We start from the raw sequence: 16718 nt of genomic DNA, 5'->3' as shown, positions 1-16718 counted from the left end.
AGCAACAAACGCAGAGGATTTATCATTAATGGAAAGCTTTTATAATTGTGGGGTATATTACAAGGGTAATAATTTGGAGAACAATAATTGCCATAACAATCATGCTAAAATAGAAGATTGGTTTACTTCGCTTCATTAAAAACATAATAATAAGCATCGTACAAGCAAACAAACTTAAGAAGAACAAACTTGTTGTCGAACTAAGTATACCACTTGGGACAAAGAACAATAACACTACACTACAAGTACCTATAATTCCAAATAACCATTCCATTCATTCACTCATTCCCTTTCCCTCTCATGGCTGTTTTCTCTAAGCAATCAAATGTTTCACAACATCAACTACATACGTTAATTTCTCATACGCTACAAATCCAAAAGCAACCGTCAAGCCCGTTACAACTAATCCTTTCATCATTTCTTCCTCCTCGTTTTATCGTTGTTATCTTCATTATAGAGGATTAGCAATTTGTTACCATCGAACTACCTTACAGTTACCTTACAGAATTGTAAGATTTCAAAAGAGGATTGAAAAACACCTCATATCGCTTGAGGTGCTTTCACGGAGTTTCTCTATAATCACTTGCAAAATTAACTTTTTTCTCTTGGTTATTTTTCGGAGAATCCACTCTTAAACTAATAGATTTACTAAATAATTTTGGATTGAAATAATAACAAAGATCTGTTTGAGGACAGTATACACAATACACATCTATCTCTTCTTTATTCACTTCTTTTGTAGTGACTCCGCTTGTCGTAGAATAACTAGATCGGAATCTAACTTCTAGTATCCCTCTTGCATTCAATTCTCTATATTTCACTTGTACCCTTTTAAATCTCACGTCTTTATATACTACAAGATCAAACGGCGAATGCTCTGTTTGCGGCATTAAAATCATGTATCCTTTTTCATACAAATCAACTTGTGCCTTTAAAACAGCTAAATCTCCTTTTGTTCTTGTATGATGGTACACTTTTTCTCACACCTTTTTACATATTTTATAATAACATTCGTTCCTTTTCTTAACTTACCTCCCAATATTTTCTCATTAAAAGAAAACTCTTTGTTAAAATCATGTTAATATATTTTTGTACAATTAAGAATTTAATTTACAAGGGGGATTATATATGTTCAAAAAAGTAGCTGCTGATGTTTTAGGGTTAAGCGATGTAGGTTCTGTCATTACACCGAAAGATTACGATAAAGTTGATGCTGATGATTACGTGATGCACGAAGATGGAGAGAAAATTTATTTTCTAATTAAATCCAAATCAGATGAATATTGCTTCACAAACAAAGGATTACTCCACCTAGATGGTACAAGCGCAACAAGTAAAAAACGCACACTGCGCCGCTATAGCTATAGTAAATATCAAATTAAAAACGTAGCACTTGAAACTGCAGGAACGATTGATTTAGATATAGAAATTAAGTTTCAAATGGGAGATGAGCATTACTCAATTGATGTTCATAAAAAACATATTGAAGAATTAAAAGATTTATATAAGGCTTTACTTAAAATTGAAGAAATTTCATACGACAACGACATTACATTAAAATATGCACATAAAAGTTTAGATATGGCATCTAACGCTTTCAGCCGTATTTCAAACGCACAAGTAAACTTAGCAGAGCAATTTAAAGAGATGAACGAGATCGCCTTTAACTGGCTTGTTGATACGAAGAAACAATATAATGTGAAAGATTATGGTTTTGTCTTTGACAAGTTTATTAACAACTAATTTAAAACAAACAAAAAACCTTGTTATCAAAAAGATAACAAGGTTTTCTTAGCGTCCCAGGAGAGATTCGAACTCCCGCTCCGCCCATTTCCGTACTATTTTATATATTTTGATCGCAGTCTTAATATATCTTCTCCTTCGCGAATGCCTGCCGATCCCTTCCTCACATTTTTTACGACAGTCCAATTCGGGTTAGTTTCATCACCGATGTTCTGTACTGTAAAATTGCCATCACCATATTTCCGGTGACCTTCCGCCAATTTCTCCGTTAAATCATTCTCATTTGATCTCGCCATCTTTGCGCCATCTCCCTTTTTTATACGACCTTCTTAAACCATCTAACCAATCACAGGTCCAGTCAATTGGAGATTCTCGTTTTCCGCTTCTATTAATTGTAACACACTACCGGGAATAAGTTCCGATAACTGCTGCTCAATCGTACTAGAATGGTAAAGAGTTTTATAATATTGTAAGTAAACAATTAAGAGAATCTGGATATGGATTTGAGTTCCATCATAAACCTATTGATTCTTTAAATTAAATAAGAGGAATAGGGCGCATAAATGGCGCTCTTTTTATTTAAGAAAAAGAAGTACATATGCAACTGCTTAATATCAAAGGAAAGGTCGCAAATATCAAGAATGAACTACACCTATAACCCAAACATCAAATTTTAGACAAACAAAAAACCTTGTTATCTTTTGATAACAAGGTTTTTTTAGCGTCCCAGGAGAGATTCGAACTCCCGACCGTACGCTTAGAAGGCGTATGCTCTATCCGGCTGAGCTACTGGGACATGGAGCGGGTGAAGAGAATCGAACTCTCGACCAGAGCTTGGAAGGCTCTTGTTTTACCACTAAACTACACCCGCATATGTTATTTTCTTTTCTTCGTTAGCGCCGTTGCCCTATCGACAATATTTATTATATGTATAACCATACATAAAGTCAACACCTTTTTTAAAAGAGGATAAATTTTCTTATCCTCTTTTAAAAACTGCTTGTTCAACTAGTTGTCCGTCTAATGTTTCAAAACGAACTTCCATTTGATTTTCATCCATTTCTAATAAAGCAAATGTCTTTTCTACACGCTGACGTGGTAATAAAATACTGCCTGGATTAATAAATAAAACGCCGTCGATTAATTCCGCACCTAATACGTGAGAATGTCCGAAGCATGCAACTTGCGCTCCTACTTCTTCAGCATGGTACGCTAGCGTTTGTAATGTCATTTTCACATTATGGCGATGTCCATGCACAACTAAGAAGCGAATTCCATTTACATCAGTTACAATTTCATCTTGAAAGTTAGCATAATCACAGTTTCCTTTTACAACATGGAAACCTTGCAGTTCTTCATGAGCAGGTGTTAGCTCTGAATCACCGCAATGAATCATGATATCTACTTTCCCTTCATATTTCTCTTTCAACTGCTGTAATTCCTTCACAGAGCTATGACTATCGCTTACGATTAAAGCTTTCATCGCTCTCTCTCCCTTATTCTTCTAAAAACCATTCTGGGATTTTTTCTTCTAACTTACGAAGAGCACGACCACGGTGGCTAATAGCATTTTTCTCATCTGAACTTAATTCCGCCATTGCCTTTTTGTATTCTTCCACATAAAAGATCGGATCGTATCCAAAACCATTTTCTCCGCGGCGTTGTTCTAAAATAAATCCTTCACATGTCCCATTTACAATGACAGGCTTTTTATCACCTTCAGGGAAAGCAACTGCTAATGCACAATAGAAACGAGCTTTACGCTTTTCAAAGTCAATGCCATTTAATTCTTGTAACACTTTATCGATATTTGCTTGATCATTTTTTGGTTCACCAGCAAAACGAGCTGAATACACGCCTGGTTTTCCGTTTAAAGCATCTACAATAAGACCTGAATCATCCGCAATTACGATTGCATTCAGCTGTTTGCTCAAACTATCCGCTTTTAAAATTGCATTTTCTTCAAATGTTTCACCAGTTTCTTCAACTTCATCAATATGAGGAAAATCGTGTAATGATTTTACTTCTAAATCAAATCGCTCAAATAACTCAGCAAATTCACGTACTTTCCCCATATTTTTTGTCGCTACAACAACTTGTTTCATACTTTCCACCTCTACTCTATATGAGATACGATGTCGCCTAACGCTTCTTTTTGCATATCAATCAGTTGGAAAATGCCCTGTTCTGCAGCATCAAGTAATTCATTTAACTGTGCTCTGCTAAACGTCGCTTCTTCTCCAGTTCCTTGCACTTCAACAAACTGACCTTTTCCAGTCATAATCACGTTCATATCAACGTCTGCTTTAGAATCTTCTGCATAGTTTAAATCTAAAACAACACCTTGTTCTTCAACAATTCCTACTGACGTTGCTGCTAAATAATCTTTTACTGGAATTTTAGATACTTTTTCTGCTTGTAATAGCTTTTCAAACGCTAATACCATTGCTACATATGCACCTGTAATAGAAGCAGTTCTCGTTCCACCATCCGCTTGAATAACATCACAATCAATCCAAACCGTTCTTTCACCAAGTGCTTCTAAGTCAACTACCGCACGTAATGCTCGTCCAATTAAACGCTGGATTTCCATTGTACGTCCTGTTACTTTCCCTTTACTTGACTCCCTAATCGTACGTTGTTCTGTTGCACGCGGAATCATCGCGTATTCAGCTGTTACCCATCCTTTTCCTTCTCCACGCATAAACGGCGGGACACGCTCTTCAATTGTTGCTGAGCAAATCACCTTTGTATCCCCAACTTCAATTAATACAGATCCCTCTGGATGTTTTAAATAATTCGTATGAATATGTATATGGCGTAATTCTGTTTTCTCTCTACCATCTACTCGCATAAAAATAACCTCCTCTTAATTACTACTCGTTAGTATAGCCAAATTTAAATGTATGATATGTATACAATAAAAGAAGGAGAACCCAAAAAGCAATTCTCCTTTCTTACAAGTATATCAAATTATTCAAGATTAAAAACTACCTGTATTCACGTTTTCTGGACGATCTACAGGTTTTATTAACTTTCCACCCTTTTCATCTATAAGATTTGCTTTTCCATTCACTTCAATAGAAATATTTTTCACACCTTTCTTTTCTGTTAAAGATAAAACTAACGACTTCAGTACGTAATTTGAAATCATATTTTTATCTGGGTTTACAAATATATTTTCATTAAAGTTTAATGTAAGATTTCCGTCTTGTAATTTCGGATTCGTAATAAGCTTAACGCCTGGATTAAAATCATTCAGGAGCGATTGATGAATCGGACCTTTTACAAGCTCATCTATAATTGCTGCATAGTCATTTTCTTTACCTTCCGCAACGCGACGTGTGACTGGTACGTAGTATTGCTGTTTATTATTATTTTGCGCCATGAAATACAATGTGACTGGTTTTGTATTCGTTACATCTGCTACTTGTTCATCATCGAAGTTAATACCATTTGCACGGCTCACTCCTTCACCAAGCGGTGTACCCCCAACAGGCATCTTCGCCAATTTCTCACCATTTATTTGGAACTGCACTTGTTTTATCTCTGTAAATTGCGTCAACGTCCACGCTATAGATTCAACGATTTGACGCTCTTCTTCTTTCGCATAATTTTTCATTTCTTTAGAGAAATCAATAACTGCCGTCCCGTCCTTTTTCAAATCTAAGGTCATCGTTGTATTCGCCGGAATGACTGCACGAAATCCATTCGGTAATAAATTTGTTACCGGTCCATCTTTCACAAGGTATTCTAACGTTTGCTTCACAGTCTCATTTGCTTTCGGAGTAGGTATAGCTAACGTTTGTGGTACAACATAACCATTTTTATCAACAAGGTATAGTTCTCTATTTACCATTTGCCCTTGCTTATCTTTTTTAGCTACTTCTTTCTTCCCACCCTCTGTATACGTAACTTGTTTTGGCGGATCAATTTGTTCAGTTGCTTTCTCCTGATTTATAAAGCCACACCCTGTTAGTAAAACAGCGCTCACAGTAGCACCAACAACCCATTTAAAAGTGGATTTAGGCATGCCATTCCCCCCTAAAATCTAAGTTTGTACTATTATGTATACGAGCTGTTTCACATTTTAGAACAAACCGTGCCTCTTATATAGTGAAACTTTAATCAATGGGGGTTTTGTTCATCCCCACATAACTTCTTTTCTTCCACTGAATTTTGAGGTGGAGGTCTTACTGCGCGGAAAATAGCGGGATAAACAAAAAACTCCTGATTTCTCAGGAGCTCACTTATATGAATTCTACTATTATTCTTTTTCTAAATGAATATGCTTCACATTTTCAATCGGTTGACCGAACCATTTTGATGCAATTTCTTTAAACAAGTCTATTTTTCCTGTTGTTAAGAAGAGATGATCGCTTTGTTCTTCTCCTTCATTCAACATTTTACTATGATATAAGATTGTACTTACTTCACGTGCTGTTTCATCACCAGAACTAATTAGTTGCACTTTATCTCCCATTACTTTTTTAATAACAGGTCCTAAAATCGGATAATGTGTACACCCTAATATAAGTGTATCAATATCGGTACTTTTCAGTGGTTGCAGCGTTTCTCTTACAACTTCATACGCCATTTCACTTTCGAAATTCCCACTCTCTACAAGTTCAACGAAAGGTGGACAAGCTAAACTTTCTACCATAACACGGTTATTAATAGACTTTAACGCCTCTTCGTATGCACCACTTTTCACCGTTCCAATCGTTCCAATAATCCCAACGTGATACGTGTTTGTCACTTTTAAAGCTGTACGTGATCCTGGGTGAATAACTCCTACTACTGGAATTGGTAATTGTTTTTGCATCTCTTCTAATACAACTGCAGTTGCTGTATTACACGCAATAACTAACATTTTAATATTTAAATCTAGTAAATGCTCCGTCATTTCCCACGTAAATTGACGTACTTCTTCTCGAGAACGTGGACCATAAGGACAACGTGCTGTATCTCCTAAATATATGATACGCTCTTTCGGCAACTGACGAATTAATTCCTTCGCTACTGTTAAACCGCCAACTCCTGAATCGATAACACCGATTGCTCTATTCAACTTCATCACCCGTTTTCTCATTCATCATCTTTTATGTTTATCATTATATTTTACACACTTTAAGTTCGCTCACTTCAAATGCTTCTGTATGAAAATTTTCATTTGCCCATGTATAGACTAGGACCTTTTTTATTTTGCTCCTTTTTTTCGTAATTTGCAAGATAGAAAAATAACCGACCTTCTATAAGAAAGTCGGTTTCTTCTATATAAAGTGCATATTCATTGCTCCATCTTTTTTTGAAAAGAAGACATTCCCATTAATAAGAAGAAATGAGCATCAATTAAAATGACGATTAACATAAAATTAAAACGATAACTATTTGTGGATTCCATAATTTTGCTCGCTACAGCTGGTCCAAATGCCATACCGAAGAAGTTAATTAAATTGTATAAACCAAGACCGACTCCAACTTTAGCTACATGTAATGTTTTCGGTATAAATGTGTTCAATGATACTTGAATGGCAGAATAACTCATAAACGTTAAAATAATCGCTACTAAAATAACTATTAAGTTCCCATTCGGAATAAGCCCTAAAATTAAAAAGCCAACAATCATAAGGACAGACGCTACATAAATCATGTTCACATTTCCAAACGAAGGGACAATCTTCCCGGTAATAAAACTAGATACAATACCAAAGAGTGATGCAACAAACAATGCAATTCCGATAACGAATGGAGACAATCCATGCTCTCTTCCTAACAGCAATGGCAATAATAATAAACTAGCACATAACGCCACATTAATTATAAATCCGACTGTTATTAAACGAAGAAATGCTTTGTTCGAAAATAACTCAATATCGATAAATGGATGCTCCGCTTTCTTCATACGAACCGTGAATAAAAATAAGGAAATTATCGATAACACAAATAGCCAACTATTCATATTAACACCTAACAAAACAGTCGTAATAAATACAAATAGTAACGCCGCTCCAATGTAATCAAAATGAAACGCTTCATCCGTATGACGCGCTTCTTCTGGCATAAATTTTATAAGCAAGAAAATCCCCAATACTGAAATAACCATAAATAAAAATAAATATGGCCACCCTAGTGTATTTGTAATAGCCCCACCAACTAAAGGACCAATACCAACCGCTAATGCAATAGAAGAACTAATCATCGCTAAAGCACCAGGCTTCTTAGCAGGAGCGACTAATTTTGCTACCGCAATCATACTAAGCGCAATAAACGCCGCGCCCCCACTCGCCTGCACTAATCTTGCAAAAATGACAATCGCATAAGATTGATTTACAAATCCAATAATGGACCCAGCTACAAATATGATAATTGAAATAATCAATAGTTTTTTTACACTATAACGATCAGCAAGCTTCCCATATATTATCGAACCAACACCGACAAATAAGGAATAACCTACTACAACCCAACTTACTTTCGATTGACTAATGGATAAATCATAAGCCATATCCTCTAACGCAACATTAAATAAAACCGCATTCATCGGTCCTAATAAAACGATAAAACATAATGTGAAAACAAACCATTTTAAATGGTTACTTATATCTTTTCCCATGTGTAACACCTCTCCTGATTATAGTAACTGTAAATAAAAATGAAAAATAAAGTTATTCAGCGCCTCTATCGCTACTAAACAACTTCATCAAATGTATATATTTATCGCGCGACAAACTGGATCCGAAACGCAACATGTATGTTGTTCGATATTCATGGAACTATCATAGTTTCAGCATTACAGTTTGTCAACGAGAAATATACAAAGTAAACTAATTTAGTATTTTTAGTTTACTTTGTTCAAAAATTATTATACACTAATTTCGAATCCGATATAAAGAGGGCTGACATGGTTATTCAAATTTGCAATTTCTAACTTAATAAAATAATAAATTTTTATATAGAAGAAACATTACAGGAGGATTATGATGAAGAAAAAAATGTTAGTTGTATTAACGAGCGTAGAAAAATATCCAAATTTAAATCGAGCTACTGGTCTTTGGCTTGGTGAAGCTGTCCATTTCGTTAAAAAAGTTGAAGAAGCTGGTTACGAAGTAGATTATGTTAGCCCACAAGGTGGTTATACACCGATTGACCCGCATAGTTTAGCAATGGCGGAGAGCATCGATTGGGAATGGTATCAAAAGAAAGAATTTATGAATCGTCTCGGTTCTACAATGAAACCGAGTGAGGTGAATCCAGAAGACTATGCTGTTATTTATTACGCAGGTGGTCACGGTGTGATTTGGGACTTCCCAGAAAATAAAGAACTTCAAATGATTAGCCGTAACATTTATGAAAATGGAGGAATCGTTTCCTCTGTTTGTCACGGAGCTGCTGGTTTATTTCACATTACATTAAGTAATGAGGAACGTTTAATTAGCGGTAAAAAAGTAACAGGATTTTCAAATGAAGAAGAAAAACTAGCTGAATTAGATCAATTTGTTCCATTTTTAACAGAAGATGAACTCATTAAAAATGGAGGACTTTACGAAAAAGCTGCAGAGCCTTGGGAAGCTTTCGCTGTAGAAGATAATCGTGTTATCACTGGTCAAAACCCAGCTTCAGGTGGTGCAGTAGCTGAATTAGTATTGCAATACGTAAAAAATAACATGTAATAAAAAAGCAGGTTTTCCATTACTATAGGAAAACCTGCTTTTTTACGAAATCATTTGCAAAATAGCAATAACTTCTTTTTCAATTCCCGAATCATCAATTGCTTCTATATACTCTGGTTTAAAAAGTTGATACTTCTTTAGTTGATAAAAATCAAGTATCGCTTTCTTTAACGTAATATCGTACTGAATACAAAAAGAATGATCTATAATACGTCTTAACATCACGTCATCTTGCACCATAAATAATTGTGCGTTCATTTTATTAAAGTAACCTTGTTCCATACCAGCTTCAAAAAACATTTGCAAATTATGATTACGATTTTGTTGCGCGGCGACTAACTGATCAGATAAGTGCGGATATGCCTCTTTCAAATCTTGTAAAAAGACATCTGAAATATACGTCACACATTTTAAAGAGTGAATAAACGTCTTTTGGAAACGTTCTGTAAAAGACATACTTTCATCTTGATTATCCGCATCTCCTTCAAGAAGGTAGTTCATAAAATCTTCTACCACAGCTTCAATAATCTCATCTTTTGAAGAAAAACGTTTATATAAAGTAGCTTTACTAATATCCATATACTTCGCAATTTCATCTATTTTCAATTGACTAAAACTCGTTTTTCTAATAACGGGCTTTATTTTATTAATATAAGTGTTTGCACATGCAACTTTTCTCATTAAAAGAGCCTCCCCTTTTGTCCATACAAGATAGTATAGCAAATTCACAATTAATTATAAATGAAGTCACTATACTCAATATATCTTTTTAGTTTAAGGGGTCATTTATACTATAGAAAAATGCCCGCTACCTTTATAAGTAACGAGCATTTTTTCTATACTTTATTTACAGCTCTCCTTATAGCTTTCCCTATTTCCATACTAGACTGCGGGTTTTGCCCTGTAATTAAACGCCCATCTACTACAACATGCGGCGTGAAATTTGGAGCCACATAAAACAAAGCCCCTTCTTCTTTCAATTTACTTTCTAATAAAAACGGCACTCGCTTTTCTAAATGCACAGCTTTTTCCTCATCATTTGTATAACCTGTTATACGCTTACCGGCAACAAAAAACGAACCATCTTTATTTTTCACACCGACTAAAGAACTTACTCCGTGACAAACAGCCGCCACAATCCGGTTATTGTTGTACATATTTTCAATCAAATTTGCAACATACGGATTACCCGCAAAATCTACAATCGCCCCGTGCCCACCACCAAATAAAACCGCATCATAATCCGAAAAATGAACCGTTGAGATCGGATTCGTATTTTGCAACAAAGATGCAACATGCTTAAACTCACGAGGTATCCCGTTCGGAATAGACACTCTATCAATCGGTACTCTACCACCCTGTATCGACACAATATCAACATCGAACTTAGCTTTTTTAAACAAATTATAAGGAGCTGCGAGCTCTTCCAACCACAAACCAGTCGGGTGTCCATTCATATCATGAGCGCTTGTTGAAACTAACAATATCCTTTTCAACATATCCCCTCCTTACTACCTATTTATGTATGGAGTGTTCTTATCATTCATATAGCAAGCGAAAAAAACGATAACAATAAGCTGACCTTTTGTATAAAATTCAGCTTATTGTTATCGTTTGAATTCTTTCGTACGAAGATGTTCACAACTGTATAGCTTTTATCTCCAACGCCACGCAATTGTTGTATCCTCCATATGAATAGCAGGTATATCAATCCTTAAATACCGCTGATCATCCTCATCAAAAATAGACCAATTTTCTTCATGTAAAAATTCAGGGTCTATGCTTTCAAAATCAAATGCACTATCTTCGTCTACCATCTCACGAAAATATTTTTGGAACGTTTTACTATTCTCGTATAGACGAATTGTTCCATACATCCATGGCATATCTCCAAAAACATCTTTAATTTCACCTATCTCCATATCCTTAAAATACAACTTCATATTTGCACCTTCTTATCCATGAATGACAAGGATACCTCATCATATTTTAAAATAGTTATTTTTAACATTTCTTTCTTAAACATATCTTCCCCCTCACAGTCTGAGATACCTTTTTTAAGTTCAAAATATAAACAAAAAAATAGCCGACTTTTATATAAAAGTCGGCTGCTTTCTTATAGTTCGAGCTCTCCCATGCGAAGAAGCTCAACAACTGCTTGTGAACGTCCTTTAACCCCTAGCTTTTGCATTGCGTTTGAGATGTGGTTGCGAACTGTCTTTTCACTTATAAAAAGTTCACCTGCAATTTCCTTCGTTGTTTTATCTTGAACCAGCAATTCAAATACTTCTCTCTCTCTCTTTGTGAGTAAAGGTTTAGATTGATACGCTTTTTCCTTCAACTGGTATAACCCTCCTTGCTTAAGCCAGAGCTGTGTATGTGTAAGTTGGGTGTTTATTTAGTCAAGATATTGTATGAACGAAATGTGCAGGTGGTGAATGAAAATGGGCTTTATTTCACATGTTATTTTAGACTTTTATACAGTGCGTACACTCTTTTTATCCACTCACTTTCCAACACGCCATATTTGTTCTAGCAATATACTTACAACCGTACCTACAAATAAACCATTACCAAATATATATTGCATAACAGACGGCAAGGATTGGAGTGCTCCAGACGGTAAAAACATAACGCCGCTGCCAAATAATACTGCAACGCCTAAAATCGTTACATTCCTTTCACTCATCGGCACTTGTTTTATATTATTAAATCCAATTCCAATTAACTGTACGAACGAAGCCATTAAAACAGCCGATGCGACAGCAGATGGTAAAGATGCCAAGTAACGAATAATACTTGGAAAAAGAGACATTACGACTAGTAACGCACATGCCATTAAGAACGATCGTATATACTTTTGTTTTGTTAAACGTATAAATCCTGCCGTTGCTGGTAATGGTACGACACCTACAGTTGAAAATACAGAAGAGATGATATGTGAAATCCCCCCAACCCATGTTCCATCTTTCAACTGTTTTTGTTCAATAGTCGCTTTATGAATAGTTGCTTGATTAATTGCTATAATAGCTGCCACCGTATTCGAAACTAAAATACATACCATAACGAAACTTGATACAGCCATACCTATATTCCACTTTGGAAGTCCCCAAGCAAATATATGTGGAAGTTGCACAAAATGAGTTACTTGAGATGGGATTGTCAATTTTCCTGCAATAAGAAAAATAATCCACCCACTAATTAATCCTATTAAAACTGCATAACTTTTGACAAAACCTTTTCCAAAATTAGACAGTATAATAACGAACAAAAATATACTAAACGCAATTATCGCTGTAAATCCATCGATTTGAGAAATAGTAGCTGTAATTCCTAGCATTCCTTTTAAAAATACACCACTTAATTGTAAACATAATAAAAGTAAAAACGTCCCTGTCACAACTGGCGTAAATAAAAATAAAATACGTCCTATAAAACCAGTTACTCCTAATCCTATTAAAATAACACCGGAGATTATCATTCCTAACTCTAAAATTTGCAGTGTACTATGCAATTGATCTTGTCCGGCCGTTGCATAAGCAAGTACTGTAAATACACCAACCCAAGATCCAGCTGGTCCATCCGCAATTGGCAGTCTATGCCCAATCCATCCTTGTAAGAAAGAAGATATACCAACTACAAAAAACGTACGCTGCATTAAATAAAATATTTCTTCCGTCGTAAGATGAAATAATCCTCCAACGACAATTGGTAGTGCGATTGAATTTGCTAATAGAAATATAAACCATTGCAAAGTTCCCATAATATGATTTTGGTTATGTTGATTGTCCAATTTTTTCATCCCTTCTAGCTTTCCTATAAAAATATATTGTAAGAATAAAAAAGAAGAGTTCTATACTCACCATTAGAACCCTCCTCAAAATATTTAAACGATTCTTCTACACAAGATTATTTAATTCCACCTCATTTAAACTTCCAACAACAATATTTCCTTTATACACGACTAAACGTTTTTCTGTTTGACGCGCTACTGCTTCAGCAGCGCATGTCGCATTCGTCAAAACAAAGCTCGCTTCATCCCCTACATTCGGCCATACTCGCTTTCCTTCATTATTTAACGTTTCTTTTCCTCCTGTAATAAAGCGGAGTGCTTTTCCTAAAGACCCTTCGTCACTCCACCCAAAACGCTCTGCTAATCGATTCGCCTTTTGAAGCATATCACCTGTCCCAAACGGTGACCAGTGATCTGTAATGCTATCATTTCCTAATGAAACCTTAACACCTTTTTTATCTAATAACGGAATTGGGATTACTTGTTTACCAATTGGCACTGTTGAAGTAATATCAATATTTACATTTGCGAGTCTTTCTGCCACTTCCTCAGCCTCTTTATCAGTAACACCACCAAGTCCAATTGCATGACTAATCGTTACACGGCCTTGCCATCCTGCTTCTTCTGTTAAACTTGCCAATCTCTTCATCGTAAACGTTCCAAGATTATTCGCATCGTGCAAATGAATATCAACATCCGCATTAAATTCTACTGCGATATCCATAATTGTATGTAATGACTTTTCAATGTCATTATCCACTGTAGCTGGATCTACCCCTCCAACTAGATGAGCACCCATACGCATCGCATCTTTCACGAGTTGCACAGAATCACTGCGCAATAATCCATGTTGCGGAAACGCAACAATTCTACTAGACACTCGATTTTTATATGTTTCTAATGCCGCTAACGTCGCCTCCAAATTACCAAGCCCAATAATCGGATCGACATTACAATGCGTTCTAATATTCGTTGCACCATTTTGCAGTAGTAACTCTAGCATATTTTTCGCTCTATTTTGGGCAGTCGCTAATTGCTTTGGTAAAATTTTTTCTTCTTCATTAAAACGTGTAAAAATACTTTCTGCTGGCATACAAGCTTTCCATGGGCCACTATAATATGTTTTATCAATGTGAATATGCATCTCTTTGAAAGCTGGCAACATTAATAAGTGCTTAGCATCAAAAGTTACTATATCTTCCTCTTGAATAATCCCTTTTATAATTTTTTTAATTCGACCATCTTCAATAAGTAAACTGCATAATTCTGTTTCTGTTTGTGAAATTCTCTCTTCTTCATATGTATATCCTGATTCAAGCATTACGTTATTCAACCAATATACTGTCATCTCTATTTCCCCACCCTTTATTAAAAATCAACTCATAACTACAAGTTTAATATCCACTGAAAATTAAGACAATTAATACGATCGCTTCTCACAAAAAAATGTAATACACCCCCATAGTCTTCTCATAAATTTCCATATAGAATAAAAGTATGCAGTTTGATATAAAAAGGAGTTGATTGGAATATGTCAAAAAAGTTATGTAAATCCGAAACTGATAAAATGCTATTTGGTATATGTGGTGGTTTAGGAGAATATTTTGATATTAGCTCTACTCTTATTCGTATCATTTGGATTATTGCTGTTTTATGTTTTGGGACAGGATTTTTAGTTTATTTCATTTGTTTATTACTTATGCCACGTTCGTACTAACGGCATCATTTCACATACTTAAGAAGAGCAAATCACCTATAGAATCCTATAGGTGATTTTTTCATGAAGAATATTTCATCGTTAAATGTAATACTGCCACTTCTTCTTCTTCATTTTTATAAATATGCTTCTTATTCGCTTCAAATTGAATGGAATCAAACTCATTTAATTCGTATACATCATTCTCCACTTGAATAGACACTTTCCCTTTCATTACCGTTACAAGCTCAATCGCACCTTCATGATGAGCTTCTGGTTCATATATACTATTTGATCGTAAACAAGCACGGTGCATTTCCATCCCTGTTTCTTTCGTATAACGGAACATCGTTTCTAAATGCCACGCTTGTCCTTCATCTACTGCAAATCCTTCTCCACAGCGCGCAACAGCTACAGGTTCTCCAACAACCATTAATCTGGATAAAGGAATTGATAACCCTTTCGTTATTTTCCAAATGACAGCTAGCGTCGGATTTGTTTCCCCTCTTTCGATCTTTCCTAATGTTAATTTACTAACTCCTGTTTTATGAGCTAATTCTTCTAAACTTAATTTCTGTTCATTTCGAATTTGTCTCAATAACTGTCCAACTTGTTGAATGACTTCTTTCGTTTGCATATCTTCATTTTCTTTCATATATAAAACCACCTTAAAGTATAAAATAGTTTACTTTTATTCACAAAAAGTATATCATACTATACATAATTATTTATTTTCGAAAGGAGTGCTATACTTCATGCGCGCAATTTTATTAGGCCTTTTATCATCGGCCTTTTTTTCTGCAACCTTTATTATCAATAGAGCAATGAATGTATCTGGAACGAGCTGGGCTTGGACAGCTTCCTTCCGTTTTTTATTTGCTCTTCCTATTTTATTCCTTATCGTTTTATTTCGCAAAAACTTTAGGGGATTATGGGAAGAGTTAAGAAAACATCCATTGGCATGGATCGGATGGGGTTCTGTTGCCGGTATTGGTTTTTATTCTTTATTAAGTTTTGCAGCTGTCTTTTCTCCAGCTTGGCTCGTTGCTGGAACTTGGCAAGTTACGATTTTAGCTGGTTTACTACTATCACCACTATTTTTCGTGAAAATAGAAACAAAATCAGGTACGAAACTTGTACGTGGAAAAATTCCACTTCGTAGCTTATATGTTGCATTATTTATTTTACTTGGTGTAATTTGTATGCAAGCAACTGCCGCAGGCCATATTACAATGACTCAGTTCATTTCAGGTTTTTTACCTGTCGTATTAGCCGCTTTCTTATATCCGTTCGGTAACCGAAAAATGATGGAGCTTGTTGGTGGACGCCTTGATACGTTCCAACGTGTATTAGGAATGGCAATTGGAAGTCTTCCTATAACAATCTTGCTTGGTATATACGGATTTTCTACTACTGGCATTCCAACATCCAACCAAATGCTTCAAGGATTTTTGTTAGCATTATGTTCCGGCGTTATTGCAACGATGACATTTTTCTTTGCTACTGACTTAGCAAAAGATAACCTCGCTCTACTTGGAGCTGTTGAAGCAACACAAGCTGGAACGATGGTCTTTACCGTACTTGGAGAAATCATTTTCTTAAATGGTTCACTCCCTGGAGGACTTTCTCTCATCGGAATGATTATTATCATGTTAGGAATGGTTGCAAATAGTATTTTAAACCGTTCTGTTCCAGTCGTTAAACAGAAAAAATCGGCATAAAAAAAGGGTATGGTTCTATAGAGATGAACCATACTCTTTTTTATTGTCCCCCTATTTCGCCTTATCAGAATAGTATTTCATTGGCTGCTTAT

20 protein-coding genes, 2 tRNA genes and 1 pseudogene are annotated in these 16718 nt (G+C 35.4%); 5 read left to right on the top strand and 18 right to left on the bottom strand.

Annotated features, from left to right (window positions below; translation table 11 throughout):
• Positions 1 to 25: 25 nt before the first annotated feature.
• Together AC0OM3_RS01205 and AC0OM3_RS01200 are read right to left on the bottom strand one after the other, a co-directional pair.
• Positions 26 to 274, bottom strand: coding sequence for a hypothetical protein (locus tag AC0OM3_RS01205; RefSeq protein ID WP_001983650.1), 249 nt, complete (start codon positions 272 to 274; stop codon positions 26 to 28).
• A gap of 286 nt (positions 275 to 560) precedes the next feature.
• Entirely contained in the window at positions 561 to 974 is a 414-nt protein-coding gene (locus AC0OM3_RS01200; protein ID WP_000274745.1) for a group I intron-associated PD-(D/E)XK endonuclease, read from the bottom strand.
• A gap of 154 nt (positions 975 to 1128) precedes the next feature.
• Here AC0OM3_RS01200 and AC0OM3_RS01195 point away from each other — a divergent pair, with 154 nt between their 5' ends.
• Complete coding sequence (locus tag AC0OM3_RS01195) at positions 1129 to 1743, top strand: PH domain-containing protein (RefSeq protein ID WP_000475212.1); 615 nt, start codon at positions 1129 to 1131, stop codon at positions 1741 to 1743.
• 95 nt (positions 1744 to 1838) lie between these two features.
• Here AC0OM3_RS01195 and AC0OM3_RS01190 read toward each other — a convergent pair whose 3' ends face one another.
• Positions 1839 to 2039, bottom strand: a complete 201-nt coding sequence (locus AC0OM3_RS01190; protein ID WP_000124460.1) for a hypothetical protein — start codon at positions 2037 to 2039, stop codon at positions 1839 to 1841.
• Between the two features lie 152 nt (positions 2040 to 2191).
• Here AC0OM3_RS01190 and AC0OM3_RS01185 point away from each other — a divergent pair.
• A pseudogene (locus AC0OM3_RS01185) lies at positions 2192 to 2284 on the top strand (DUF6572 domain-containing protein); the annotation flags it as partial.
• Positions 2285 to 2465: 181 nt separating this feature from the next.
• On the opposite strand, the gene AC0OM3_RS01180 reads toward AC0OM3_RS01185, so the two are convergent.
• The 8 genes from AC0OM3_RS01180 to AC0OM3_RS01145 form a co-directional block, all read right to left on the bottom strand.
• Positions 2466 to 2539 (bottom strand) — tRNA-Arg (locus AC0OM3_RS01180).
• Between the two features lies 1 nt (position 2540).
• Positions 2541 to 2614: transfer RNA gene (locus AC0OM3_RS01175), tRNA-Gly, on the bottom strand.
• A 108-nt stretch (positions 2615 to 2722) separates the two neighbouring features.
• A complete protein-coding gene (locus AC0OM3_RS01170; protein ID WP_000645501.1) occupies positions 2723 to 3226 on the bottom strand; it encodes a metallophosphoesterase in 504 nt (167 codons plus the stop codon).
• A gap of 13 nt (positions 3227 to 3239) precedes the next feature.
• Positions 3240 to 3848, bottom strand: a complete 609-nt coding sequence (locus tag AC0OM3_RS01165) for an XTP/dITP diphosphatase (RefSeq protein ID WP_000815924.1) — start codon at positions 3846 to 3848, stop codon at positions 3240 to 3242.
• Positions 3849 to 3859: 11 nt separating this feature from the next.
• Positions 3860 to 4597 carry a ribonuclease PH gene (gene rph, locus AC0OM3_RS01160; RefSeq protein WP_001261765.1) on the bottom strand — a complete coding sequence of 246 codons (738 nt, stop codon included), beginning with the start codon at positions 4595 to 4597 and terminating at the stop codon, positions 3860 to 3862.
• 129 nt (positions 4598 to 4726) lie between these two features.
• Positions 4727 to 5776 (bottom strand): spore germination protein GerM, encoded by a 1050-nt coding sequence (gene gerM / locus AC0OM3_RS01155; protein ID WP_001126746.1) that lies wholly within the window; start codon positions 5774 to 5776, stop codon positions 4727 to 4729.
• Positions 5777 to 6010: 234 nt separating this feature from the next.
• A complete protein-coding gene (gene racE, locus AC0OM3_RS01150) occupies positions 6011 to 6820 on the bottom strand; it encodes a glutamate racemase (protein WP_000774004.1) in 810 nt (269 codons plus the stop codon).
• Positions 6821 to 7033: 213 nt separating this feature from the next.
• The gene (locus AC0OM3_RS01145) at positions 7034 to 8359 is read right to left on the bottom strand and encodes an MFS transporter (protein ID WP_474211000.1); all 1326 of its coding nucleotides are present in this window, start codon (positions 8357 to 8359) and stop codon (positions 7034 to 7036) included.
• Between the two features lie 367 nt (positions 8360 to 8726).
• On the opposite strand from AC0OM3_RS01145, the gene AC0OM3_RS01140 reads away from it, so the two are divergent.
• Positions 8727 to 9416, top strand: coding sequence for a type 1 glutamine amidotransferase domain-containing protein (locus AC0OM3_RS01140; RefSeq protein ID WP_474210999.1), 690 nt, complete (start codon positions 8727 to 8729; stop codon positions 9414 to 9416).
• 42 nt (positions 9417 to 9458) lie between these two features.
• Here AC0OM3_RS01140 and AC0OM3_RS01135 read toward each other — a convergent pair whose 3' ends face one another.
• The 6 genes from AC0OM3_RS01135 to AC0OM3_RS01110 form a co-directional block, all read right to left on the bottom strand.
• Positions 9459 to 10097: a TetR/AcrR family transcriptional regulator gene (locus AC0OM3_RS01135; protein WP_474210998.1), complete on the bottom strand. Its 639-nt coding sequence runs from the start codon at positions 10095 to 10097 to the stop codon at positions 9459 to 9461.
• A gap of 155 nt (positions 10098 to 10252) precedes the next feature.
• Positions 10253 to 10915: a type 1 glutamine amidotransferase domain-containing protein gene (locus tag AC0OM3_RS01130; protein ID WP_002181056.1), complete on the bottom strand. Its 663-nt coding sequence runs from the start codon at positions 10913 to 10915 to the stop codon at positions 10253 to 10255.
• 156 nt (positions 10916 to 11071) lie between these two features.
• Positions 11072 to 11359 carry a hypothetical protein gene (locus AC0OM3_RS01125; protein WP_000780763.1) on the bottom strand — a complete coding sequence of 96 codons (288 nt, stop codon included), beginning with the start codon at positions 11357 to 11359 and terminating at the stop codon, positions 11072 to 11074.
• 173 nt (positions 11360 to 11532) lie between these two features.
• Positions 11533 to 11757, bottom strand: a complete 225-nt coding sequence (gene gerE, locus AC0OM3_RS01120) for a spore germination transcription factor GerE (protein WP_000659484.1) — start codon at positions 11755 to 11757, stop codon at positions 11533 to 11535.
• A gap of 165 nt (positions 11758 to 11922) precedes the next feature.
• The gene (locus AC0OM3_RS01115; RefSeq protein WP_002164195.1) at positions 11923 to 13218 is read right to left on the bottom strand and encodes a purine/pyrimidine permease; all 1296 of its coding nucleotides are present in this window, start codon (positions 13216 to 13218) and stop codon (positions 11923 to 11925) included.
• A gap of 97 nt (positions 13219 to 13315) precedes the next feature.
• The gene (locus tag AC0OM3_RS01110) at positions 13316 to 14557 is read right to left on the bottom strand and encodes an amidohydrolase family protein (RefSeq protein WP_000219553.1); all 1242 of its coding nucleotides are present in this window, start codon (positions 14555 to 14557) and stop codon (positions 13316 to 13318) included.
• A 183-nt stretch (positions 14558 to 14740) separates the two neighbouring features.
• On the opposite strand from AC0OM3_RS01110, the gene AC0OM3_RS01105 reads away from it, so the two are divergent.
• On the top strand, positions 14741 to 14926 hold the full coding sequence (locus AC0OM3_RS01105; protein ID WP_000038409.1) for a PspC domain-containing protein: 186 nt from the start codon (positions 14741 to 14743) through the stop codon (positions 14924 to 14926).
• 61 nt (positions 14927 to 14987) lie between these two features.
• On the opposite strand, the gene AC0OM3_RS01100 is transcribed toward AC0OM3_RS01105, so the two are convergent.
• Positions 14988 to 15560: a helix-turn-helix domain-containing protein gene (locus AC0OM3_RS01100; protein WP_000661924.1), complete on the bottom strand. Its 573-nt coding sequence runs from the start codon at positions 15558 to 15560 to the stop codon at positions 14988 to 14990.
• Between the two features lie 100 nt (positions 15561 to 15660).
• Here AC0OM3_RS01100 and AC0OM3_RS01095 point away from each other — a divergent pair, with 100 nt between their 5' ends.
• On the top strand, positions 15661 to 16626 hold the full coding sequence (locus tag AC0OM3_RS01095) for a DMT family transporter (RefSeq protein ID WP_001201638.1): 966 nt from the start codon (positions 15661 to 15663) through the stop codon (positions 16624 to 16626).
• Positions 16627 to 16718 lie beyond the last annotated feature (92 nt).

This window comes from Bacillus sp. FAU20, assembly GCF_056033865.1.
The sequence above is the reverse complement of the archived record's forward strand: the minus strand, read 5'-3'. Positions and strand labels throughout refer to the sequence as shown.